Annotated in this window: 22 protein-coding genes; 7 read left to right on the forward strand and 15 right to left on the reverse strand. The window is 71.6% G+C overall.

What is annotated here, in order from left to right:
• The first annotated feature begins 180 nt into the window (after nt 1-180).
• On the forward strand, nt 181-2793 hold the full coding sequence (locus AB0I82_RS01300; RefSeq protein ID WP_363254941.1) for a PA14 domain-containing protein: 2613 nt from the start codon (nt 181-183) through the stop codon (nt 2791-2793).
• Between the two features lie 30 nt (nt 2794-2823).
• Here the strand turns inward: AB0I82_RS01300 and AB0I82_RS01305 are convergent, their stop codons facing one another.
• Together AB0I82_RS01305 and bla are read right to left on the reverse strand one after the other, a co-directional pair.
• On the reverse strand, nt 2824-4089 hold the full coding sequence (locus AB0I82_RS01305) for an APC family permease (protein ID WP_363254942.1): 1266 nt from the start codon (nt 4087-4089) through the stop codon (nt 2824-2826).
• 56 nt (nt 4090-4145) lie between these two features.
• Nucleotides 4146-5066 carry a class A beta-lactamase gene (gene bla / locus AB0I82_RS01310; protein WP_363254943.1) on the reverse strand — a complete coding sequence of 307 codons (921 nt, stop codon included), beginning with the start codon at nt 5064-5066 and terminating at the stop codon, nt 4146-4148.
• A gap of 96 nt (nt 5067-5162) precedes the next feature.
• Between bla and AB0I82_RS01315 the strand changes: the two genes are divergently transcribed.
• On the forward strand, nt 5163-6029 hold the full coding sequence (locus tag AB0I82_RS01315) for a LysR family transcriptional regulator (RefSeq protein WP_363254945.1): 867 nt from the start codon (nt 5163-5165) through the stop codon (nt 6027-6029).
• Nucleotides 6026-6940 carry a serine hydrolase gene (locus AB0I82_RS01320; protein WP_363254946.1) on the forward strand — a complete coding sequence of 305 codons (915 nt, stop codon included), beginning with the start codon at nt 6026-6028 and terminating at the stop codon, nt 6938-6940. Before AB0I82_RS01315 ends, AB0I82_RS01320 begins: the two co-directional genes overlap by 4 nt.
• Before the next feature lie 4 nt (nt 6941-6944).
• On the opposite strand, the gene AB0I82_RS01325 is transcribed toward AB0I82_RS01320, so the two are convergent.
• From AB0I82_RS01325 to AB0I82_RS01360, 8 genes are all read right to left on the reverse strand, one after another.
• Complete coding sequence (locus AB0I82_RS01325) at nt 6945-7625, reverse strand: pyridoxamine 5'-phosphate oxidase family protein (protein ID WP_363254947.1); 681 nt, start codon at nt 7623-7625, stop codon at nt 6945-6947.
• Between the two features lie 118 nt (nt 7626-7743).
• Nucleotides 7744-8349 carry a TetR family transcriptional regulator gene (locus tag AB0I82_RS01330; RefSeq protein ID WP_363254948.1) on the reverse strand — a complete coding sequence of 202 codons (606 nt, stop codon included), beginning with the start codon at nt 8347-8349 and terminating at the stop codon, nt 7744-7746.
• A gap of 55 nt (nt 8350-8404) precedes the next feature.
• Nucleotides 8405-9253: a fumarylacetoacetate hydrolase family protein gene (locus tag AB0I82_RS01335; RefSeq protein WP_363254949.1), complete on the reverse strand. Its 849-nt coding sequence runs from the start codon at nt 9251-9253 to the stop codon at nt 8405-8407.
• Nucleotides 9246-10163 carry a 3,4-dihydroxyphenylacetate 2,3-dioxygenase gene (locus AB0I82_RS01340; RefSeq protein ID WP_363254950.1) on the reverse strand — a complete coding sequence of 306 codons (918 nt, stop codon included), beginning with the start codon at nt 10161-10163 and terminating at the stop codon, nt 9246-9248. The genes AB0I82_RS01335 and AB0I82_RS01340 overlap by 8 nt, the downstream gene beginning before the upstream one ends.
• A complete protein-coding gene (locus AB0I82_RS01345) occupies nt 10156-11619 on the reverse strand; it encodes an aldehyde dehydrogenase (protein ID WP_363254951.1) in 1464 nt (487 codons plus the stop codon). The genes AB0I82_RS01340 and AB0I82_RS01345 overlap by 8 nt, the downstream gene beginning before the upstream one ends.
• 31 nt (nt 11620-11650) lie before the next feature.
• The gene (locus AB0I82_RS01350) at nt 11651-12457 is read right to left on the reverse strand and encodes an acetoacetate decarboxylase family protein (protein WP_363254952.1); all 807 of its coding nucleotides are present in this window, start codon (nt 12455-12457) and stop codon (nt 11651-11653) included.
• Nucleotides 12458-12472: 15 nt separating this feature from the next.
• Nucleotides 12473-13690 carry an FAD-dependent oxidoreductase gene (locus AB0I82_RS01355; RefSeq protein ID WP_363254953.1) on the reverse strand — a complete coding sequence of 406 codons (1218 nt, stop codon included), beginning with the start codon at nt 13688-13690 and terminating at the stop codon, nt 12473-12475.
• A 3-nt stretch (nt 13691-13693) separates the two neighbouring features.
• Nucleotides 13694-13882 carry a ferredoxin gene (locus AB0I82_RS01360; protein WP_363254954.1) on the reverse strand — a complete coding sequence of 63 codons (189 nt, stop codon included), beginning with the start codon at nt 13880-13882 and terminating at the stop codon, nt 13694-13696.
• Nucleotides 13883-14162: 280 nt separating this feature from the next.
• On the opposite strand from AB0I82_RS01360, the gene AB0I82_RS01365 reads away from it, so the two are divergent.
• Together AB0I82_RS01365 and AB0I82_RS01370 are read left to right on the forward strand one after the other, a co-directional pair.
• Nucleotides 14163-15482 carry a glutamine synthetase family protein gene (locus AB0I82_RS01365; protein WP_363256033.1) on the forward strand — a complete coding sequence of 440 codons (1320 nt, stop codon included), beginning with the start codon at nt 14163-14165 and terminating at the stop codon, nt 15480-15482.
• 52 nt (nt 15483-15534) lie between these two features.
• A complete protein-coding gene (locus AB0I82_RS01370) occupies nt 15535-16815 on the forward strand; it encodes a cytochrome P450 (protein WP_363254955.1) in 1281 nt (426 codons plus the stop codon).
• Here AB0I82_RS01370 and AB0I82_RS01375 read toward each other — a convergent pair.
• The 4 genes from AB0I82_RS01375 to AB0I82_RS01390 form a co-directional block, all read right to left on the reverse strand.
• On the reverse strand, nt 16802-17350 hold the full coding sequence (locus tag AB0I82_RS01375; protein WP_363254956.1) for a cytochrome b: 549 nt from the start codon (nt 17348-17350) through the stop codon (nt 16802-16804). The two genes, AB0I82_RS01370 and AB0I82_RS01375, sit on opposite strands and share 14 nt — an antisense overlap.
• Nucleotides 17350-18405, reverse strand: coding sequence for a catalase family peroxidase (locus tag AB0I82_RS01380; RefSeq protein ID WP_363254957.1), 1056 nt, complete (start codon nt 18403-18405; stop codon nt 17350-17352). The genes AB0I82_RS01375 and AB0I82_RS01380 overlap by 1 nt, the downstream gene beginning before the upstream one ends.
• A gap of 38 nt (nt 18406-18443) precedes the next feature.
• Nucleotides 18444-18992, reverse strand: coding sequence for a hypothetical protein (locus AB0I82_RS01385; protein ID WP_363254958.1), 549 nt, complete (start codon nt 18990-18992; stop codon nt 18444-18446).
• Between the two features lie 140 nt (nt 18993-19132).
• Nucleotides 19133-19531 (reverse strand): STAS domain-containing protein, encoded by a 399-nt coding sequence (locus tag AB0I82_RS01390; protein WP_363254959.1) that lies wholly within the window; start codon nt 19529-19531, stop codon nt 19133-19135.
• Nucleotides 19532-19929: 398 nt separating this feature from the next.
• On the opposite strand from AB0I82_RS01390, the gene AB0I82_RS01395 reads away from it, so the two are divergent.
• Both AB0I82_RS01395 and AB0I82_RS01400 read left to right on the forward strand, forming a co-directional pair.
• Nucleotides 19930-20658, forward strand: a complete 729-nt coding sequence (locus AB0I82_RS01395; RefSeq protein WP_363254962.1) for an ANTAR domain-containing protein — start codon at nt 19930-19932, stop codon at nt 20656-20658.
• A gap of 266 nt (nt 20659-20924) precedes the next feature.
• The gene (locus AB0I82_RS01400; RefSeq protein ID WP_363254963.1) at nt 20925-21227 is read left to right on the forward strand and encodes a hypothetical protein; all 303 of its coding nucleotides are present in this window, start codon (nt 20925-20927) and stop codon (nt 21225-21227) included.
• 62 nt (nt 21228-21289) lie between these two features.
• On the opposite strand, the gene AB0I82_RS01405 is transcribed toward AB0I82_RS01400, so the two are convergent.
• Nucleotides 21290-21892 carry a carbonic anhydrase gene (locus AB0I82_RS01405; protein ID WP_363254964.1) on the reverse strand — a complete coding sequence of 201 codons (603 nt, stop codon included), beginning with the start codon at nt 21890-21892 and terminating at the stop codon, nt 21290-21292.
• Nucleotides 21893-22005 lie beyond the last annotated feature (113 nt).

The following is a 22005-nucleotide window of genomic DNA, read 5'->3' on the forward strand; positions in this document are numbered from 1 at the left end:
CTCGGTATCGACGGTGCGCGCAGCGTTCCCCGTGCGACATTGCGCAACGCTCCCCCGCCCGGCTTCTGTGACGCACCTGGACAGGATCGGGGAGCCGTGCTGTCATGCCAACTGCCGTTCCTTCCAACGTTGTACAGACTGAGGCAACGAGCCGCCACCCTTCCTCGACAAGGAGGATTTGTGCGCACCAAACGGTTCAGAGAAAGATTCAGCCTGCTGCTCGCGGGCACGCTGGGCGCCGCGGGACTCGCCGCCGCACCGGTCGCTACGGCGGCCGACGAGCCGCAGCCCGACGCCGTCCACGGCCTCAAGGGCGAGTACTACACCCAGTCGGCGCCCGGGGCCTTCGACTTCCACGAGCTGAAGTCCACCGGAGTCGACCCCGATCTCGACTTCGACAACCTCGAACCCCGGCTCGGCTATGCCACCGGGCAGAAGGACGACGTCAGCGTCCGCTGGACCGGGAAGATCGTCCCCGCGAAGACCGGCCCGACCACGTTCTCCCTCTCCGCCGACAACGGCTTCCGCCTGTGGATCGACGGCAGGATCGCCATCGATCACTGGGTGGACGACTGGGACAAGGAGCAGACGTCCCGGCCGGTCGAGCTGACCGCGGGCAAGGCGTACGACATCAAGGTCGAGTACTTCGAGCACTACGGCGGGTCCAACCTGCACCTGCGCTGGACGCCGCCCGGCGGCAGCAAGGCCGCCGTCCCGCAGTCGGCGTTCCAGCTGCCCGACGGCTTCGACTACGACGGCGCGACCGCCGCCACCGTCCTCGGCGACGGCCGCACCCTCAAGCTGGACTTCCCGCAGCGGCTCGCCGCACCGCCGGCCGGGCTGACGGACCACCTCGACGCGGTCATCGGCGGCAGCACCTGGCCGCTGGGCGCGGCGAAGGCGGACCCGGCCGACCCCAAGGCGCTGCTCGTCGGGCTCAAGGAGCCGGTCGTCGGCAACAAGACCGGTACCGCGCGCGGTGACGTCGAGCTCCGCTACGACGGCGAGGCGGGCCTGGCCCGCGCGGACGGCGAGCGGATCGACCGGTTCTGGTCCAGTGGTACGAACAAGTCCACGTACGAGCTGCGCACCAAGTGGGCCGACGACGTGAGCGAGAAGAACGCCCACCCCGAGTACCCGCGCCCGCAGCTGACGCGCGACGCCTGGCGCAACCTCAACGGCTCCTGGCAGTTCGCCGCGGCCGAGTCCGGCGAGAAGCCGCCCGTCGGCAAGCAGCTGGGCGAGAAAATCCTGGTGCCTTACCCGGTCGAGTCGCAGCTCTCGGGCATCGAGCGGCACGAGGACCGCATGTGGTACCGCCGTACGTTCACCGTCCCGAAGGGCTGGCAGGTCGGCGACGGCAAGCGGCTCCGACTGAACTTCGGCGCCGTCGACTGGCAGTCCGAGGTGTATGTCAACGGCACCAAGGTGGCCGCGCACAAGGGCGGTTACGACAAGTTCAGCGCCGACATCACTGACGCGCTGAGGCCCGGAAAGACGCAGGAGCTGATCGTCGGCGTCTACGACCCGACCGATGCGAAGGACGGCGAGAACCCACCGGTCGGCAAGCAGCGCCTGGACCCGAGCGGCATCTGGTACACCCCCTCGTCCGGCATCTGGCAGACGGTGTGGATGGAGCCGGTCGCCGCCGACCACGCCGACTCGCTGAAGATCACCCCGAAGGTCGCGGACGGCACGGTCGCGGTCGAGGCGCGGGGCGTGCGGGACGGCGTGCCGGTCACGGCGACCGCGTACGACGGCAAGCGTCCGGTGGCGACGGTGACCGGCCGTACAGGCGGCGAGCCGCTGACGCTGAAGATCAAGGACCCGCATCTGTGGTCCCCCGACGACCCGTTCCTGTACGGACTGAAGGTGAGCGTCGGCAAGGACCGTGTGGGCAGCTACTTCGGGATGCGCTCCATCGCCGTGGAGAAGATCGACGGCACGCCGCGCACCGTGCTCAACGGCAAGCCGGTCTTCCTGATGGCCACGCTCGACCAGGGCTTCTGGCCCGACGGGCTGCACACCGCGCCGACCGACGAGGCGCTGGCGTACGACCTGAAGCTGCACAAGCAGCTGGGCTACAACTCCGTACGCAAGCACATCAAGGTCGAGCCCGACCGCTGGTTCTACTGGGCGGACAAGCTGGGCCTGCTCGTCTGGCAGGACATGCCGGCCATGACGGCGGGCGTGAACCCGGACGCCGCGTCCCGCGCCCAGTACGAGCGCGAGATGAAGACGATGATCGACCAGCACGACAGCCACCCCTCGGTGATCATGTGGGTCACCTTCAACGAAGGCTGGGGCCAGTACGACGAGGCGCGGATCGCCGACCAGGCCAAGGCCTGGGACCCGACGCGGCTGATCAACGGCCAGTCGGGCCTCAACCTCGGCCGGGACGGCGGCCGCGGCGACCTCATGGACGAGCACGGCTACCCGAGCGCGGCCCTGCCTCCGCACCCCGATGGCGAACGGGCTCTGGTCAGCGGCGAGTACGGCGGCCTCGGACTCGGCGTGCCCGGTCACGCGTGGTCGGTGCAGCAGTCGTACGTCGACGTGGACCCCGCGACGTACACGGACGACTACCTCACCAAGCTCGACGAGGTGCGCCAACTGGCCTGCAAGGGCTCCAACGGCGCCGTCTACACGCAGATCTCGGACGTCGAGGGCGAGCTCAACGGCCTGGTGACGTACGACCGCAAGGTGGTCAAGCCCGATGTGAAGCGGCTCAAGGCCGCCCATGAGGCGCTGATCCACGACGCGTCGCAGGCGACACCGGCGGGCTGCCGCTAGTCACGACCCAGGACGCCTGCCTGACCCTGGTCAGTCGGCAGTGATGCGGCGGATGCCGTACACGGCCGCGCCGATGGCCAGTACCGCAGCGCCCGCCAGGACGGAGGAGACGGGCAGGGCGAAGGCCAGGGTCAGGCAGCCGGCGAGGCCGACCGCCGGGACGATGCGCGGCGGGCGGCCCTCGGCGGGGGTGAGGGTCCATGCCGCGGCGTTGGCCACGGCGTAGTACGCGAGCACCGCGAACGAGGAGAAGCCGATCGCGCCGCGCAGGTCCGCCGTCGCGGCGAGGACGGCCACGACCGCGCCGACCGCGAGTTCGGCTCGGTGCGGCACCTTGTACCGCGGGTGGACGGCGGCCAGCGCGGGCGGCAGATGGCGGTCCCGGGCCATGGCCAGGGTCGTCCGCGACACTCCGAGGATCAGCGCCAGCAGCGAGCCGAGCGCGGCCACGGCGGCGCCGATCCGGACCAACGGCGCGAGCCAGGCCGCGCCGGCGGCCCGTGCGGCATCCGCCAACGGCGCCTCGGCACCGGCCAGTTCACCTGGGCCGAGCACCGAGAGGACGGCGACGGCGACCAGGGCGTAGACCACGAGCGTGATGCCGAGCGCGACCGGGACGGCCCGGGGGATGGTCCGCGCGGGGTCGCGGACCTCCTCGCCGAGCGTGGCGATGCGCGCGTATCCGGCGAAGGCGAAGAACAGCAGGCCGGCGGCCTGGAGCACGCCGCCGGCGGTGATGTCGCCGCCGAGCGACAGCCGGGCGGCGTCCGTCTCGCCGGAGGCGAATACGGCGGCCACTACTGCGGCGAGTACGGCCAGGACGACGGCGACCACGGCGCGGGTGAGCCGGGCCGACTTCTGTACCCCGGCGTAGTTCACCGCGGTCAGTGCCACCACCGCGGCGACCGCGACCGGGTGCGCGTGGTCGGGCCAGAGGTACGCGCCCGCGGTGAGGGCCATGGCCGCGCAGGAGGCGGTCTTGCCGACCACGAATCCCCAGCCGGCGAGGTAGCCCCAGAAGTCGCCGAGCCGCTCGCGGCCGTAGACATACGTGCCGCCGGAGGCCGGGTAGCGCGCTGCCAGCCGCGCCGAGGAGGTCGCGTTGCAGTACGCCACCACCGCGGCCAGCGCCAGGCCGAGCAGCAGCCCGGAACCGGCAGCGGCCGCCGCCGGGGCGAGTGCCGCGAAGATGCCGGCGCCGAGCATCGCCCCGAGGCCGATCAGCACGGCATCGGTCGTGCCCAGGCGCCGCCGCAGTGCGTCCTGGGCACCGCTGTCGGTGGTCGGCCTGTCCAATGGGATCCCTCCTCGGCGAGCGTGCGGCGGCCAGGATACGGAATCCCCGCGCGGCCTCAGACCAGCGCCGCCGCCACCAGCTCCGCGGCCTTCGCGACCAGTGCGTCGTCCGAGGGTCCTTCGGGCGCGTGCGTGGTGGTCAGGACGGACAGCAGGACCGGGGAGCGGCCGGGGGGCCAGGCGACGCCCACGTCGTTGGCGACGCCGTACTCGCTGCCGCCGCCGGTCTTGTCCGCCGTGATCCAGCCCTCGGGCAGGCCGGCGCGGAAGCGCTTGGTGTTGGTGGTGTTCTCGATCAGCCAGCGCTTCAGCCGCTTGCGGTCCTCGGTGGCGAGGGCGCGGCCGACGACGAGGCGGCCGTAGGTCGTGCCGATGGCGCGGGGGGTGGTGGTGTCGGTCGTGCGCCACGGCTCCGCCGAGTTCAGCTGGGGTTCCCACCGGTCGAGGCGGGTCACCTCGTCCCCGAGCGAGCGGCAGAAGCGGGTGATGGCGGTGGGGCCGCCCAGTTCGCGGAGGAGGAGGTTGGCGGCGCCGTTGTCGCTGTGGCTGACGGCGGCGGCGCACAGGTCGGCGACGGTCATGCCGTGTGCGACGTTTTCGGGTTTGCTGCTGATGGGCGCGTAACCGGCGTCCGTGACGTACTTCTTCGTGTAGTGGATGCGCTCGGCCAGGAATTCACCGTTGTGGTCGAGATCGCGCAGCACGGCAGCGGCGGCGAGGCCCTTGAACACCGAGCAGATCGGGAAGCGCTCATCCGGGCGGTACCGGATCGTGCGGCCGGTGGCCAGGTCGCGGGCGTACACCCCCAGCCGTGCGGCGTGCTCCCGCTCCAGTTGCTTGAACTGCCCGGTGAGTCGCTTGCCGTGCGGTGTTCCGGCGGCTGCCGACGCGCAGGCGGGGAGCGCGGCGGCCAGTGCGGTGCCCGCGCCGAGGGCCAGCACCGTGCGGCGGGACGGGCGTACTCGTGTGGTGTCCATGGCCAGGCAGTGAACCGGTCCCCCCTCCCCATGTCGAATATGATCTCGGCCTACGATCGATTCACTCGCCATATCACCGCACGCCACGGGGATGGAATGCTGACCGAACGGCACCTGGAAATCTTCGTGGCGCTGGCCGAGGAGGAGCACTTCGGGGCCGCCGCGCAGCGGGTGGGGATCACCCAGCCGCCACTGTCGCAGGGGCTGCGCCGGCTGGAGGCGCTGCTCGGAGTGCGGCTGTTCGACCGCACCCGGGGTGTCGTCCTGACCGACGAGGGGTCGCTGCTGCTGCCGCACGCGCGCCGGGCGCTCGCCGCGCTCGGGGAGCTGCGGGAGATCGGCGCCCGGGAGCACGCGGGCGGCCGTCGGCTCCGGCTCGGCGTGGCGCCGGAGGTACCGGCGGCGCTCGCGGCGGCCGTGGCGGCGGCGCCGGTGCGCGCGGGGGAACAGAACCGCATAGGGGTGCTGACGGCACCGACCGCCACGCTGCTCTCCGATGTCGCGGCGGGCCGCCTCGACCTCGCGGTGATCCGGCATCCGGCGGTGCTGCACGGCCTGGCCGCCGGGCGGGTGGTGCTGTTCCCGACCTGGGTGCTCTCCCCCAGCGGCGCGCACGGCCGAACCCTGGCCGGTGGGCTGCCCGTTGCCGTACGGCCCCGCGAGGAGGCGCCCGCGGCGCACGATCTGTTCGTCGACACGCTGGCCAGCCGCGGGCGTCGGGTGGAGACCATTGTGGTGTCCGACGAGCGCGCCGGGCTCGCGCTCGTGGCGGCGGGACAGGCGGTACTGGTCACCGCCGACGCGACGCTGACCGCCGAGGGCGTGGCGCGCAGACCGGCGACCGATCCGGCGCTGCCGCTGCGGCTGCGGGTGGTGTGGGACCCGCGGCGGCCGGACGCGGCGGACACCGCGGACACCGCCCAACTGCTGGTGGACACCCTCGAACGGCAGGCGGCGACATGAGCGGGACGCGACGGGGAAGCGGTGTGGAGCGCACGATCCGCGAGATGTTCGCCGACGCGGGCGTGCGCGGCTGGCTGCACGTGGCGGAGCTGGACCGGCCCTCGGCACAGGTGACCATCGATCCCGACGAGGCGGTGCCGATGGGCTCCGTCTACAAGGTGCCGCTGATGGTGGCCTTCTGCCGGCTGGCGGATGCCGGAGAGATCGACCCGCGCGAGCGGCTGACCCTGGAGCCGCCGGACCGGGTCGCCGGTCCGACCGGCATCTCGATCCTCCAGGACGCCGTCACGATGTCGCTGCGCGACCTGGTCGTCATGATGATGAGCGTCTCCGACAACACGGCGGCCGACGCGCTGCTCCGCACGGTCGGCACGTCGGTGGTCGACGAGGTCTGCCGCGATCTGGAGATGCCGGACACCCGTATTCACGGCGGCGTCGCGGGGACCTGGGACCGGCTGCTCACGGAGACCGGCACGGACTCGCTGCCGGCCGCGATGGCCCGGCTCACCAGCAACGACGACACCGTGCCCGAGGTCGTCTACAACCCGTTGTCGAAGGCCGCCACCACGCCCGCCGACATGGCGCGGCTGCTGCGGGCGATCTGGACCGGACGGGCCGCCTCCCCCGAGCGCTGCGCGTTCATGCGCGAGGTCATGGGCCGGCAGCCGTGGCGGCACCGGCTGGCGTCCGGTTTCCCGTACGACGACGTGACCGTGTCGGGCAAGACGGGCACCTTCGGCTCGATGCGCCACGAGGCGGGGGTGGTCGAACTGCCCGACGGCAGCACGTACACCGCCGTGGTCTTCACCCAAGCGGCGCGCGCGGACAGTGTGTTGCCGCGGGCCGACGCGGTGATCGGGGCCGCGGCCCGCACCGCGGTGGAGGAACTGCGGGGGAACGCGGGCACGTGACGCTTCAGCCGGCTCGGGTGTGCGCCCGGTTGCTGATGTGCGGGGGCGGTGCGATGCCCGTCGGCAGGAGGGGGTCCGCTTCCGGGGCGCCCCAACTGGCGGTCAGGGGAAGGATTCCGGCCCAGATCCCGAGCGCCGCGTCGGGCCCTTCGCCGTCGTCGGGGCCGCCGGTGCGGATCTTCACCGACGCCTCCGCCAGCGACAGCGCGAGCACCACCGTCGCCGCCATTTCCTTTCGGCTGGGCTGCCGGGCGTAGTCCCACTGCCCCGGTGCCGCCTGCTCGGTCAGACAGCGCAGCCCCGCCAGCTTCTCGTCCGGGTCGGTGACCGCACGGGGCACGCCATAGATCATGGCACTGCGGTAATTGACGCCGTGCTCGAACACGGAACGGGCCAGCACCAGTCCGTCCACGTGCGTGACCGTCACACACACCGTCGCCTCCGGGGACGCCACCAGGCTGCGGCTCGCGACCGAGCCGTGGAAGTACAGCGTGCGCCCGTCGCTCCCGTACACGGTCGGCACGACCATCGGCTGCCCGTCGACGAGCACCCCGAGGTGGCAGACGAACCCAGCGCCGAGGATGGCGTCCAGCTCCGCGCGATCCAGGCTCCCCTGCTCCCGCAGCCGCCGGTGCCGGGTGCGCTCCGTCTCCGGCAGCGTGGCAGGCAGTGCGTGGTCGTTCATGGTGCGGTCCCCCGTGAGTGGCCGACGCTCGATGCGATTGGCCGTACGCTACCTATACCGTTGCCAATGCGCCAGGAATCAACGGAATCGGTTCACCGAGGAACGCAATACAACGAAATCAGCGGTCGTCCGCAGCCAGTCGACCCAGCAAGGAGCGCAGCTCGTCGAGCGCTGCCGCCGTGTTCGCCGCGTCGCCGAGGGTCAGCTGGTGCAGGACGAGGCCGTCCAGGGCCGCGAAGACCAGGCGGGCGAGGGCGGGGCTCGGCTCGTGCGGCAGCATCCGGGAGAGTTCCCGTGCGGAGGCCTCGAAGTACGCGTCGTACAGGCCGCGTACCTGGGGCAGCAGGTCCGGGCGGCGGCGCGCCTCCAGCAGCAGCTCGTACTGGAACGCCTGGAGGTCGGGGCCGGTCTCGACCATGGCGGAGACGCCGGCCGCGAAGTCCTCGGGCTTACCGGTGCCCGGCTCCAGCAGGCTGCTGGTCAGGCTCTGCCGTACGACGTACCCCAGCGCCTCCTCGATCAGCGCGTCGCGGGACCCGAAGTGGTGCACGACGAGGCCGTGGGTGACGCCGGCTTCCTCGGCGACCGCCCGGTAGGTCAGCTTGCGCAGGCCGCCCCGCGCCACGACCCGGACCGCCGCGTTGAGCAGGGCGTCCCGGCCCTCGCCGTACCCCACCTCCCGGCGGCCGCCGCGGCCGCGTGCCTGCTTGGCTGCTTCCGTCATGCCGGCCAGCCTATCCACAGGTCACGCGGCCCCGGGCGGCCCGCCGAGCCGGCCATCAGCCCCGCTTCGGCGGGCGGATGCCGCGGAACTCCCAGTCGCCGCCGAGCGCGGTGGAGCGGACCTCCTCGGACTCGGTGGGCTGGGCGCCGACGTCGCCGCGGATCGCGGTCGGGCCGGTCACGATGTGGTTGCTCAGCCGGCCCAGGCCCTCGGCCTCGACCTCGACCACGTCGCCGGGCTGTACGGGCCGCGAGTTGGCCGGCGTACCGGAGAGCAGCACATCACCGGGGTACAGGGTGATCGTGCGGGCGATGTCGGCGACGAGGTAGTGCATGTCCCACTCCATCTCGTCCGTCGACCCGTCCTGGACGAGCTCGCCGTTGACGTACGTACGGAGGTACTTGCCGCGGAAGTCCCAGTCGGTGACCAGCCCCGGACCGAGCGGGCAGAGGGTGTCGGAGCCCTTGACGCGGAGCATGGAGCCGGCGTCGGTGTCGCGGAAGTCGTGCAGGCCGTAGTCGTTGGCGACGGTGTAGCCCGCGATGTACTCCCCCGCGTCGGCCGGTGCGATGTTGCGTGCGGTCTTCCCGATGACGATGGCGACCTCGCCCTCGTAGTTCAGCCACTTGCAGCCCTCGGGGCGGACGATCGCGCCCTGGTGGGAGTTGAGGGAAGAGGTCGGCTTGTGGAAGTAGGTGGGGGTTGCGGACAGCTTGATCCGGAACTCCTCGACCCGGCTGCGGTGGTTCAGATGCACCGCGACGATCTTGGAGGGGACGACCGGCGGCAGGTGCCGGGCGTCATCGATCTTGACGCGGCGGCCGTCACGGGCCACCAGCTCCTCGCCCTCGCGGACGGTCTCGACGACGGCGCCGTCGAGGAGGATGCGGCGGTACTCAGGCATGGGTGGTCTCCTTGGAGGGGCGGGGCGCGGTCCAGCCGTCCGCGGGACGGTCGAACCACAGATGGACCTGGCCGGTGCCGACGGAGTTCTCGTACTCCCCGTACTGGCGCCCGCGGGCGGTGCAGCCCGCCTCGCCCAGCGCGCCGGCCAGCATCAGGTAGTGGAAGAACTTCGCTTCGGGCTTGTACTTCCAGAAGTCCGGCATGGTGCGCAGCACTTCGTCGTGGCGGCCGTCCTTGAACCAGGCGATGCGCTGCTCGTCCGCCGCGCGTGCCTCGGGGGTGAAGATGTGGACGGGGTCGCTGGCCTCATGGTCGCGCAGCTGCCGCAGCGGCCAGAAGGTGTGCGAGAGGGCGCCGGAGGCGATGAGCAGCACCTTGCGGCCCTCGGTGGCGGCGATCCCGTCGGCGAGGGCGCGACCGAGGCGCAGATGGTCCTCCATGTCGCCGGTCTGGCAGACCCCGATGGAGACCCACTTCTTGTCGGGCAGCCCCTCGCCGAGGTGCTTCCAGAGGTTGATGGTGGCGTAGTAGATGGGCAGGTATTCGTCATCGATCGGAGTGATCCAGGTGCCGTGCTTGTCCGCGAACTGGGCGATGTTCTCGGCCAGTTCGGGGTCGCCGGGGAAGTCGTACGGCATCCGGCACATGCCGCGCGGCAGCTCTTCGGAGGTGAAGAGGCCGGCCCGGCGCTGCTGGGCGGTGACGACGAATTCGACGGTGGTGGCCCAGTGCGAGTCCAGGACGACGACGGTGTCGTAGTCGGCGGTCTCGAAGACGTCCTTGCGGAGCCGGCGCAGGCCGGTGACGAGGGTGATCTCCTTGCCCTCGTTGAGCTCCCGCCGGGTCTCCTCCGGCAGGACGATGGTGGGGACGTGGGCGAGCAGCCCGGCGCCGACGATCTCACCCATGGTCGCGCCAGCCCTTCGGCGAGGTGACGGTGTTCTTGAGGTCGCAGTAGAAGTCGAAGCTCCAGGTGCCGCCCTCGCGGCCGACGCCGGACTCGCGGGAGCCGCCGAAGGGGGCCTGGAGGTCGCGGACGAAGAAGCAGTTGACCCAGACAGTGCCGGCGACGAGCTGATCGGTGACGCGTTCGGCGCGCTCGTGGTCGCCGGTGGCGACGGTCGCGGCGAGGCCGAAGCGGGTGTCGTTGGCGAGCCGGACCGCTTCCTCCTCGGTGTCGAAGGTCTGCAGGGTGAGGACGGGGCCGAAGACCTCCTCCTGGACGACCTCGGAGTCCTGGGCGACATCGGTGAGGAGGGTCGGCGCGTAGTACTGGCCGTCCTTGCGGTGTCCCCCGATGACCGCGCGAGCGCCGGCGGCGAGCGCCCGCTGCACGAATCCGTCGATCTTCTCCAGCTGACGGGGGTGGATGTTGGGCCCGATGTCGGTGGCCTCGTCGCGCGGGTCACCCTGCGTCAGCTGCGACGCCTTCGCGACGAAGCGGCGGGTGAACTCCTCGGCCACCGAGGACTCGACGAGGAGGCGGGTCGCGGCCAGGCAGACCTGCCCGGCGTTGTCGTACTGCTCCACCGCCAGGTCCACGGCGAGATCCAGGTCCGCGTCGGCGAAAACCAAAAGCGGGGATTTTCCGCCGAGTTCGAAGCTGGTGGGGACGAGGTGCGCTGCGGCCGACGCGGCGATGGTCTTGGCGGTCGGGACCGAGCCGGTGAAGCTGATACGGCGCACGTCGGGGTGTGACACCAGGGCGCTGCCCGCCTCGGCGCCGTATCCCTGTACGACGTTGAAGACACCGGCCGGCAGGCCCGCCTCGTGCGCGATGTCGGCGAAGAGCGAGGCGGTGAGCGGGGTCCACTCGGCGGGCTTGAGGACCACGGTGTTGCCGGCGGCCAGGGCCGGGGCGATCTTCCAGGACGCGAGCATCAGCGGTGCGTTCCACGGCGTGATCAGCACGCAGGGGCCTGCCGGGTCCCAGGAGACGTGGTTGGTGTGGCCCCTTGTCTCGAAGTCCTCGTGTTCCAGCTTCAGCAGCCAGTCGGCGAAGAAGCGGAAGTTGTGGGCGACGCGCGGCATCACGCCGCGGCGGTGCGAGCGCAGCAGCGCGCCGTTGTCGGTGGTTTCGACGATCGCGAGCTCTTCGATGCGCTTTTCGACGCCGTCGGCGATGGCATGGAGGAGGCGGGCGCGTTCGGCGCGCGGGGTGGCGGCCCAGCCGGGGAACGCCTCCTTGGCCGCGGCGACGGCCACTTCGGCCTCCGTGGCGGTGCCGCGGGCGATCTCGCCCAGGGCCGCGCCGTCGACCGGCGAGACATCGGTGAAGGTGGCGGCGGAGGCGACGCGCGCGCCGCCGATCCAGTGCCGGGTGTCGACGGCGACGCCGGCGACGGTGGTGAGGTGTGCGGTCATGTCCGGTCTCCCAGGGGTACGAAGGTGTCGGTCACTCGGCGGCGGAGGTGCCGGACTCCAGGAGGGTGCCGCCGTTCCAGACGACGCCGACCTGGCGGTAGTACGCGGCGATCGGCTCGCGGATCTCCAGCCGGGCCAGCTCCTCGGTGGGCGCGTCGAACAGCTCCAGTTCGGCGTCGCCGCGCCAGGCGGGCCCCGCCTCGAAGGACGCGGCGCCGCTCTCGATCAGCTCGTCCAGGGCGAGGCCCTTGCCCGGCTCGATGGACGGCAGCCAGCGGTGGTGGGCCATCGGGTGGCCGTTGACGAAGCCATTGCTCTCCGACTCCTCGCGCAGCGTCACAACGGCCTGCGCGAGACGCCGGTCGGCGGCCGCGAGCGTGGCGCCGAAGCGGGCGCCCGCTTCGATGCGCGGCGCCGGGCCGTAGGGGTGCGGACGGGTCTGGTGGATGGAGCCGAGCTTCTTCGGGTAGCCCTGGTGCAGGCCGCGGGCGATCGCGAAGTCCTTGTCGACCCAGATGTACACGCAGCGGGAGTACGTACGACCCTTGTAGGAGCAGCGGACGACCGCGAAGGCTTCCTTGTACTGGGCGCGTACGGGGTCGAGCAGTTCTTCCCCCGAGGCGGCGCAGGACTGCCAGTCGGCCCAGATGAGGGCGACGGCGCCGGGGTCCTCCTCGGCGAGTCCGAGCGGTTCGGGCAGCAGTTCGCGGACGCGCGCGGGGTCGGTGCGGTACTCGACGGTGAGGAGGTCGCCGGAGTAGTGCCAGGGGGGCGAGGGGATGAGCGACGAGGAACCGGTCGCCGTCTTGGGCTGGAAGTAACCGCGGACGCTGGCCATGGTGGTCGGTCTCCTTCAGGCGTGCTGGGTGCTGGGGGCCGGCTGCTGGAGCAGTTCGGCGCGGTGACGGGCGGCGCCGGAGGTGGCGGCCGGGCCGCCGAGGGCGAGGACGCCGACCAGCCGGCCGTCGGCGTGGTACCCCACGACCACGTCGCCGTCCGGGTCGCCGGAGAGGACGCGTACGTCGGTAAGGCCGAGGGACGGGGCGCCGAAGGACTGCAGACGGAAGTCGTGCTGGTCGCTCCAGAAGGTGGGGAGCGGCGCGAAGGGGGTGGGGTCGGGCTCGGCGCCGGCGAGGTGGGCGGCGAGAGTCTTCGCGGCGCGTTTGGCGGTGTCGCCGGGGATCGACCAGTGCTCGACGCGGCGCGGGACGTTGTCGTAGCGGGCGTTGGGGAAGCGGGCGACGTCCCCGACGGCGACCACGTACGGCAGGCCGTCGGCCCGCAGCACTGCGTCGGTGAGTACGCCGTCGGTGAGGTCCAGGCCGTTGCCGTCGAGCCATTCGGTGTTGGCCGCCGAGCCGACCGCCTCGACCACGACATCGGCCGGGAGCACCCTCCCGTCGCCGAGGACGACGCCGGTGACATGGTCCTCGCCCTCGAAGGCGGTGACGCCGGTGCCGAGCGCGAAGCGTACGCCGCGCTCTTCGTGGCGCCGGAGCAGCAGCCGGGCGGGCAGTACGCCGAGCGGGCGGAGCATCGGCAGTGGTTCGGGGTCGACGACGGTGACCTCGGTGGCGCCGAGGCCGACGGCGGTGGCGGCGACCTCGCAGCCGATGAAGCCGGCGCCGACCACGACGACCCGGGCGCCGGGCCGGGTCAGCGCGGCGCGCAGGCCCTGGGCGTCGGCGAGGGTGCGGACGGTGTGCCGGCCGGCGGCGGGGCCGGGGCAGCGCAGCCGCCGGGGCCGCATACCGGTGGCGATCACCAGGCCGTCGAAGGCCAGCCGTTCGCCGTCCGCCAGGTCCACGGTCCGCTCGGCGAGCCGGGCGGCGGTCACCCTCGTACCGAGGCGCCATTCCACGTCGGCGACGCTCGCGCGGGGCCGGAAGGCGAGGGACTCGAAGGGGGCTTTGCCCGCGAGGACTTCTTTGGAGAGCGGCGGGCGGTTGTACGGCATGTGCGGCTCGTCGCCGATCAGGGTGATCGGGCCGGTGAATCCGGCGGCGCGCAGCTGCTCGGCGGCGCGCAGGCCGGCCATGGCGGCGCCGGCCACCACGATGCGGGCGGCCATCGGTCAGTCCTCGATCCGGATGGCCTGCAGCGGGCAGACGTCGGCGGCTTCCTCGACGTCCTCGCGCAGTGTGTCGTCGGGGTCGCTGACGTAGCCGAGGTGCCCGTCCGCGTCGAGGTGGAAGACGTCGGGGGCTGCGAAGACGCACTGGCCGTGGTCCTGGCACTTGTTCATGTCGACGACGACCTTCATGGCCGGCCTCCTGGTGGTGGAACCCATAAGTCGTTTGGCGTCAAACAACATAGGAAGACCACGACTCCTGGTCAACACCTATCCGCATGGATAAATTTTTGCCGCCCGCCTCTTGCGGGACCCTCCGCCGTTCCCTACCGTTTGGCGTCAAATGACTTGCAGGGCCTCACTCAGCGCGGCCCCGGTCCTTCCCCGCCACCGTTCCCGCCCCTCCGAGGAGACACTGGTGAGCGCTCCCGATTCCCCGCAGCTCCAGCAGCAGGCCCGGCTCCGACAGCACATGGACCGACTGGCCGCCGACGGCATCGACGTCATCCGCGTCGCCTATCCCGATCTCATCGGCACCGACCGCGCCCGCGACGTGCTGCTGGACCACCTGCCCTCGGCCTGCGACCACGGCCTCGCCTTCTGCCGGGCGGTGTACCACACCAGCCCGCAGGGCGACGTTGTCGAGGTCGCGGGCGGCCTGGACGCCGGCCTGCCGGACATCGCCGTCCGCCCGGACCTGAGCACGCTGGCCCCGCTGCCCTGGGAGCCGGGCGTCGCCTGGTGCCTCGGCGACGTACTCGACCCCGCCACCGGCTCACCGGCCCCGGAATCCCCCCGCGACCTGCTGCGCCATGTGCTCGCCCAGTGCACCGAGGAGGGGCTGGCCCCGGTGGTCGGCCCCGAGCTGGAGTACTTCCTGTGCGACCCGGACCCCGGCTCGCCCTCGGGCTGGAAGCGGTACGCCGAGGCCCCCGGCAATGTCTACACCGCGGGCCGCCGCGGCGACCCGGACGGCCATCTGCTGCGTACCCTGCGCCACCTGCGCGACCTCGGCATCGGCGCCAGCATGGGCAACCATGAATTCAGCCCGGGCCAGTTCGAGATCAACCTGACCCACTCCGCCGCGCTCGACGCCGCCGACCGGGCCTTCCGCTTCAAATCGGCCATCAAGGAACTCGCCCGCACCGAAGGCCGGTTGGCCACCTTCATGGCCAAGCCCTTCAACGACGAGGGCGGTTCGGGCTTCCACGCCCATGTCTCCTGCCTGGACGGCGACGGCCACAACACCTTCGACGACCCCGCCGCGCCGCACGGGCTCTCCGCCACCGCCCGCCACGCGATCGCCGGCGTCCTCGCCCACGCCCCCGCACTGACCGCGCTGCTCAACCCCACGGTCAACTCCTACAAGCGGTTCGGGCCCGACACCCTCGCGCCCTGGCTGATCGACTGGGGCCTGGACAACCGCAGCGCCATGATCCGCATTCCGCCCGAGCGCGGCGCCGGCGCCCGCTTCGAACTGCGCCTCGCCGACGCCAGCGCCAACCCGTACCTCCTGCTCGCGGGCACCCTCGCGGCCGCGCTGCTCGGCGTGCGGGCCGGCCAGGAGCCGCCCGCGCCGCTGGAGGGCTACGGCTACGACACCACCAAGGCCGCGACCCTGCCGATGACACTGCCCGCGGCGCTCGACGCCTTCGAGGCCGACACCGAACTCACCGCGGTCCTCGGCAAGGGTTTCGCCTCGGCCTTCCTCGCCTACAAGCGCGATGAGGTCGCCCGCTTCCAGCAGTACGTCACGGACTGGGAGTTCACCGAGTACGCGTACCACCTGTGACCGCGCGCCCACCCGTACCCGCAAGGCATGCACTGCCTGCAAGGAGCCACCGATGACCAGCCCCCTGCCCGAAGTCCACGAGCCGCTCCCGCTGGACGAGGTGAACCTCGCCGACCTGGACAACTTCACCGACGGCGTCACCCCGTGGCGGATGTTCCACACCCTGCGCCACCAGGACCCGGTCCACTGGCAGCCGGAGGAGGCGCCCAACTCCGGCTTCTGGTCCGTCACCCGGCACGCGGACATCGCCCGCGTCGACCGGGACGCCGAGACCTTCACCTCCACCAAGTTCGTCAACCTCGAGGAGGTGGACGAGGACCAGATCAAAAGGCGCGCCTCGATGCTGGAGCTGGACGGCGTCCGGCACCGCGCGATGCGCAGCCTGCTGCAGCGCCAGTTCGGCGCGAGCATCATCAACCAGTACGCCGACTTCCTGCGCGGCCTGACCGCGAAGACGCTGGACGCCGCGCTCGCCAAGGGCAGCTTCGACTTCGTCGAGGAGGTCTCCGCCGACTTCCCCATCAACGTCCTCGCCCGGCTGCTGGACGTGCCGCCGGAGGACAACCAGCAGCTCATCGACTGGGGCAACCGCATCATCGGCCACACCGACCCCGACTACGCGGACGTGCTGCTGGAGAGCGAGGAGAGCGAGCAGTACCGCGACCTGCCGTTCCGCTCCCCCGCCTCGCTGGAGGTCTTCGCGTACGGGCGCGAGCTGGCCCGGCAGCGGCGCGGCGGCGACGGCACCGACCTGATCTCCCGGCTGGTCAATCAGACCCCGCGCGACGGAGTCCCGCTCTCCGCGCAGGACTTCGACAACTACTTCCTGCTGCTCGTCGTCGCCGGCAACGAGACCACCCGGCACTCCATCAGCCACGCCATGCTCGCGCTGATCAACAACCCCGACCAGCTCGACCGGCTGCGCAAGGACCCCTCGCTCATCCCCACGGCGGTCGAGGAGTTCCTGCGCTGGGCCTCGCCGGTGTACCACTTCCGCCGCACCGCCACCCGCGATGTCGAGCTCGGCGGCAAGCGCATCAAGGAAGGCGACAAGGTCGTCATGTGGTACGCCTCCGGCAACCGCGACGAGCAGGTCTTCGGCAACCCCTACGACTTCGACGTGGCCCGCGAGAACAACGACCACGTCACCTTCGGCAAGGGCAGCCCGCACCTGTGTCTGGGCAACCTCCTCGCCCGCACCGAGATGCGCATCATGTTCGAGGAGCTGATCCCGCGGATCGCCGACATCCGGGTCACCGGCGAGGTTCCGCGGGTCCGCTCCAACTTCGTCAACGGCATCAAGAAGCTGCCGGTCGAGGTCACTCTCGCCTGACCGCAGCCCGCCCGAACGCCATCCGGCGCAGCAGCCGGTCGCGCAGCACGAGGGTGTGGAACAGCACCGCACCCGCGTGCGCGAGGAAGGCCGCGAAGAGCAGATAGGCCAGTACGGTGTGGGCCTGCCGCAGCGCCGCGTACAGGGCCGGGTCGGCCGGCAGCAGGCCCGGCAGGCGCAGCGGCCCGTACAGCACGATGGGGTAACCGGCCGCCGACAGCATGCCCCAGCCGATCAGCGGCAGCGCGAACATCAGGGCGTAGAGCAGGTACTCCGAGCCCTGCGCCGCCGCGCGTTCCCACCGGTGCATGGTCGGCGGGAGCTGCGGCGGCCGGTGCCGGAGCCGGTTCACGAACCGCACCACCGTGAAGACGAGGATCAGCATCCCGAGCGGCCGGTGGATGTCCTGCAGCGCGTCGTAGGCGGTCGGGGAGGCCACCATGGCGGCGCCGATGAACAGCATGGCGAGGACCATGACCGCCATCCCCCAGTGCAGCAGCCGGGCGAGAACGCCGAACTTCTCCGTTCCGCTCATCACTGCCCCTTCGCGACGTCGACCGGGCTCGGTGTCTTGGGCTCGCCCGATCTTCGGGTGAACGACTGGGAGTAGACCGCCGAACGGGCGCTGAGCAGCGGGTCGTCCGAGGCCGAGATCCCGTCCGGCAGGATGAGCGGATCGAAGTTGATGTCCCGGGCGTTGCCGGCCGCCTCGGTCTGTACGGAGTCGATCGTCAGCGTCCCGGCGTCGATCGTGCGGCGGCCTGCGGGCCACGGCCGGGTGGCGTCGTCCGTGGGGTCACCGGCCCTGCCGACCGTCAGCAACAGCCGCCAACGCAGCGGTTCCTGCGAGATGTTGGCAATGAGCGCGTCGAAGAGGTGGTCGCGGCCGGGCGGCGCAGTGGTACTGCCCGGCCGGACCGGCTGCATGGGCTTCAGCGTCCAGCGCACGGGGACGGTGTCGCCCGCGTCATTGGTGCAGCGGAAGGCGTTGAGGCCGTTGTAGGTGCTGTCGTCGAAGCCGGACGTGGGCGGGTGTTTCTTGACGATGGCCATCGCCTTGGCGGTTTCCGGGTGCCGGGCGAGGAAGGCGGCCATCTTCTCCGGGTCCGGCTTGCCCGTTCCCGGCAGTGGTTTGGCCGCGAGCATCCGCGCGAAGAAGCCCTCCGGGGAGCGGTCCAGGAAGACCGGGAGGTTGATCATCGCGGTGCGCCACTGCTCGCCGTCCGGCAGGTGGAAGAGCAGCGCGAGCCCGCGCACGGTGGGCGTGGCGTCGGGGGCGTCCGGCAGCCCGCCCGAGAGCGAGAACCGGCCGGTCACGGGGGTGCGGCCGGACGCGAACACACTGGCCCTGGACACCTCGGCGCCCGCCCCGTTGGCGGTGAAGTACCCGGAGACACTCACGCCCTTCGCATGGTTGCGCCGGAATCCGGTGTGCTTCCCGTACACCTCCTCGAACCGGTCGGCGAAGTCGGCCGGTGTCAGCCGGTCGGCGGGGAACCGGCCGCCGGCGTAGGCGAGTCCGCCGACGCTCACCGTGCCGGCGCCGCCGATCGCCACGAGCCCGAGCAGGGCGTTCCGCCGGCTGATCACTGGGCGATGTTGCTCTGCGGGCGGTACGGCGCCATCCGTCATGACGCACCGTCAGCGGACGGCTCGATCACCACGGCGTGCCACACTCCCTTGACCCCGTCACCGGCGGTCTTGCCCGGCGCGGTGTCCTTGGCGAAGCGGTACAGCGCCTGGCCGTCGTACGTGGCCTGGGTGGCGCCGTCCGGGCGCTTCAGCGTGCCCGCGTCCTTGGGAAGACCGTCGGCCTTCGGGGCCCCGGTCACCGGCGGCCAGAGCGCGGCACACTTCCCGGTGCAGGCGGAGGACTTCGCGGTGTCCTTGTCGAAGGTGTACAGCGTGTAGCCGCGACCGTCGGTCAGTACCTTGCCCAGCTCGGTCGTCCGGGTGGCCAGCTTCCCTTCGGTGGCGGGCGCCGCCGCCGAGGGCTTGGCCGAGGAGTCCTTCTTCGCCGCGTCGTCCTTCGCCTCCCCGCCGCCCCCGCACGCCGCCAGCAGCAGCGCGGCGCCGACGCTCACCGCCAGGCCGAGCCCGGCCCGCGCGGCTCCCCGGCGACCGCCCGTCCGCCGGCTCCGCTGCTCACCCGTCGTCTCGACCGTCTGCTCACCCATTGCCGTACTCCGTCCGTGTCTCGCCGTGTCCTGTCGTGTCGTGCTGGTGCGCACGAACGACGGGGGATACGGGGCGCGGGCGGCAGGTGTTTTCGGCAGGACGGGTGAGCCATGTCACAACGCCCGGGAGGGTCGAGCGGCTATGCAGCGGGCAGCGGCGGCCAGGTCGGGCGGTGCTCGACGGGGAGGGCGGCGAGGGCCTGACTGACGGTGGTGTGCTGCGGGAAGAGCTTGTCGCTTCCGGTGTGCCGCAGCAGCTCGGAGAGGCGACGGCCGGCGCACGCGAGCAGCAGGGCGCCCTCCCGGCGACGCAGGAGCCAGTGCAGGGCGAGCAGACAGTTCAAGCCGCGGGAGTCACAGAACGTGAGCGCGGCCACGTCCAGGACGAGATAGCGGTACCCGTCGGCGAGGATCACACCGGTGGAGGAGAGAAACCCCTCCTCCGAGGCATGGTCGAGCTCGCCGCGCACCCGCAGCACGGCGCAGGCGTCGCACTTCGTAAGAACGGTGACGGCCAGTCGACCGGTGCCCGTGGACATCGCTCCTCCGATCACCTGTCGCACGGACATCCACGGATACTCCACGGACATTCCCCGGTGGTGGCCGCCAGTCGGCCCCACGCTGTGAACTACAGGCATGTGATACAAGACGAGTGTCCCACATGAGCGGATACATGCCGGAAATTGTCCGGCCGACGCACGGTGACAATAGGATCGCGCTGCACCCGGACGGGTGAACCTCGGCGCGGGCCTCCCTCGGCGCCGGGGAGCCCAGGGCGAGCGAGAGGCGTCAAGACCACGTACCCGAGCGCTTGTGCCCGGGCCGACGCGGGGTGGACGCTGACGACGTCGCTTGGCCGATGCATCGACCCACCGGTCACGGTGGCTCGATGCCGGCTCGGGAGCGGCACGGTACGGCTCGAAGGGGGCGCTGCGACATGGTGGAGAGCACCGTCAAGGGCTTGGTCGACGTGCTGGCGCAGGGCCGCGAGGCGGACTTCGCCGCGCAGTGGGCCGGGGAGGCGGCGGCCGCGCTGGGCCTGGACGGGCTGGCCGCTTCGCTGCTCGTCGGGGAACCGGAGCTGGTCTGGTTCAGCGAGGAGGTCGGCGCGCGGCTGGAGGACCTGCAGTTCACCCTGGGCGAGGGGCCCAGCCTGGAAGCCGCGCGCGCCGGTGCGATCTGCCTGGTGGCCGATGTGTCGTCGGCGCCGGGGGCACGCTGGGCGGGCTTCCTGCCGGCCGTCACACAGCTGGGCGTCCGGGCGGTCTTCGCCTTTCCGCTACGGCTGGGGTCCATGAAGGTGGGTGCGCTGACCGGCTATCGCCGCCGGCCGGGAATGATGAGCGGGGAGAGCATCGGGCACGCGCTGACGCTCTGTGACGCGCTGACCGATTTCCTTCTGCGCATGCGGCTGCCGCCGCCGGCCCTCGAAGACACTGCGTGCACACCGCCGGGGGCCGCCGGCCTGGTGCACCTGCATCGCGCGGAGGTCCACCAGGCCACCGGCATGATCGCCGTCCAGCTCGGCATCCCCTGCCCGGCCGCGCTCTCCCGGCTGCGCGCGGAGGCATTCGCGACCGGCCGCGACATCACCGACGTAGCGTCCTCGGTGCTCCGCGGCGACCTGCGCCTCACCGCGAACGACGGCACCGGCGACTCGGTATGAGGTGCCGCTGACGGCCGGTCCGTTCCGGCCAATGTCGGAGTGTGAGGTGGGGTCAGACGCGCGGGCAGGCGTCTCTCTGGCCCCGGCGGCGGCTCACGTCGGCCTGTCCCTTCACAGAGGGCGTCTTCTGGCGGGTGGGCTACTGGCCGACAGCTTCCGGGTGCCGGCGGGCGGCGGGCGCGCGGCGTTCTCGTGTCTCCCGCCCGGGTACGCGTGCGCCGCACCCGGCGACCGCCGGGTGACCCTCGTGAGAAAGCAGGCGCACCATGACCGCCGCTTCGTCCCCCGGGTACTCGGAATCCGGCATGCCGAGGAGTACTCGTACCGCCGCGCGACCCACGCACACCGAGACCAAACCGTCCTTCAAGACCACCGAGTTCTTCGTCTACGTGGCCGCCGTGGTGGCCGTGCTCATCGCCTCCGCCGTGGTGGGCAATGACACCGGCGTGGACCCCTTCCCCGCTGACCAGGCATGGCTGTACGTCACCCTGCTCAGCATCGGCTACCTGATCAGCCGGGGCCTGGCCAAGAGCGGCAGCCGTGAACCGGCCGACCACACCCACGCCTGACATACGCTTTCCTGCCCTGCGGGCCCCGCCCGGCCGAAAGACCGGGCGGGGCCCCGGGTGCGTCAGAGCGGGAGGAACGCGTCGGTCTCCTGATCGTGCGCCATGACGAGGCCGGTGTGCACCTCGTAGAACCAGCCGTGCAGCGTCAGTTCGCCGGCGTCGATGCGCTCGCGGACGCAGGGGTAGCCGCGCAGCCGGTCGAGCTGCTCGCGCACATGGCGCTGGACGGCGCCGGCCACCGCCGGGGTGTCGTCCTGCGGCAGTTCGGCGGAGAACTGCTCGGCGAGCCAGTCCCGTACGGCGGGCACATCGTTCAGGTCGTCGGCGCGCGCCCGGGCACCTACCGCGCCGCAGTGCGAGTGGCCGCACACGATGATGTCGGCGACCTTCAGTACGCGCATCGCGTACTCGATGGTCGCGGCCTCCCCGCAGGCGGACATGTCTTCGCGGTACGCGGGCACGGCGTTGCCGGCCGTCCGCAGTTCGAAGAGCTCACCGGGCCGTGCGCCGGTGATCAGAGACGGTACGACCCTGGAGTCGGAGCAGGTGATGAACAGGGCGAGCGGCGACTGGCCGTTGGCGAGGCGGCCGAAGCTCTCCCTTTCGTCAGGACGTTCGGCGATGCGGGCGTTGAGGCCCCGGGCCTGCTGGATGAAGGTCTCCACGAGGAGGTGTCTCCTGTTGCTGAGGGTGCCACTGCGGGAGCGGCGAAAGCGGATCTCGATGGGTCGTCGGCCGTGCGGAGGCGGTTCGGGACGTACGAGGTGGTGGGGGCGCG

This window comes from Streptomyces sp. NPDC050315 (genome assembly GCF_040655775.1).
Taxonomy (GTDB): domain Bacteria; phylum Actinomycetota; class Actinomycetes; order Streptomycetales; family Streptomycetaceae; genus Streptomyces.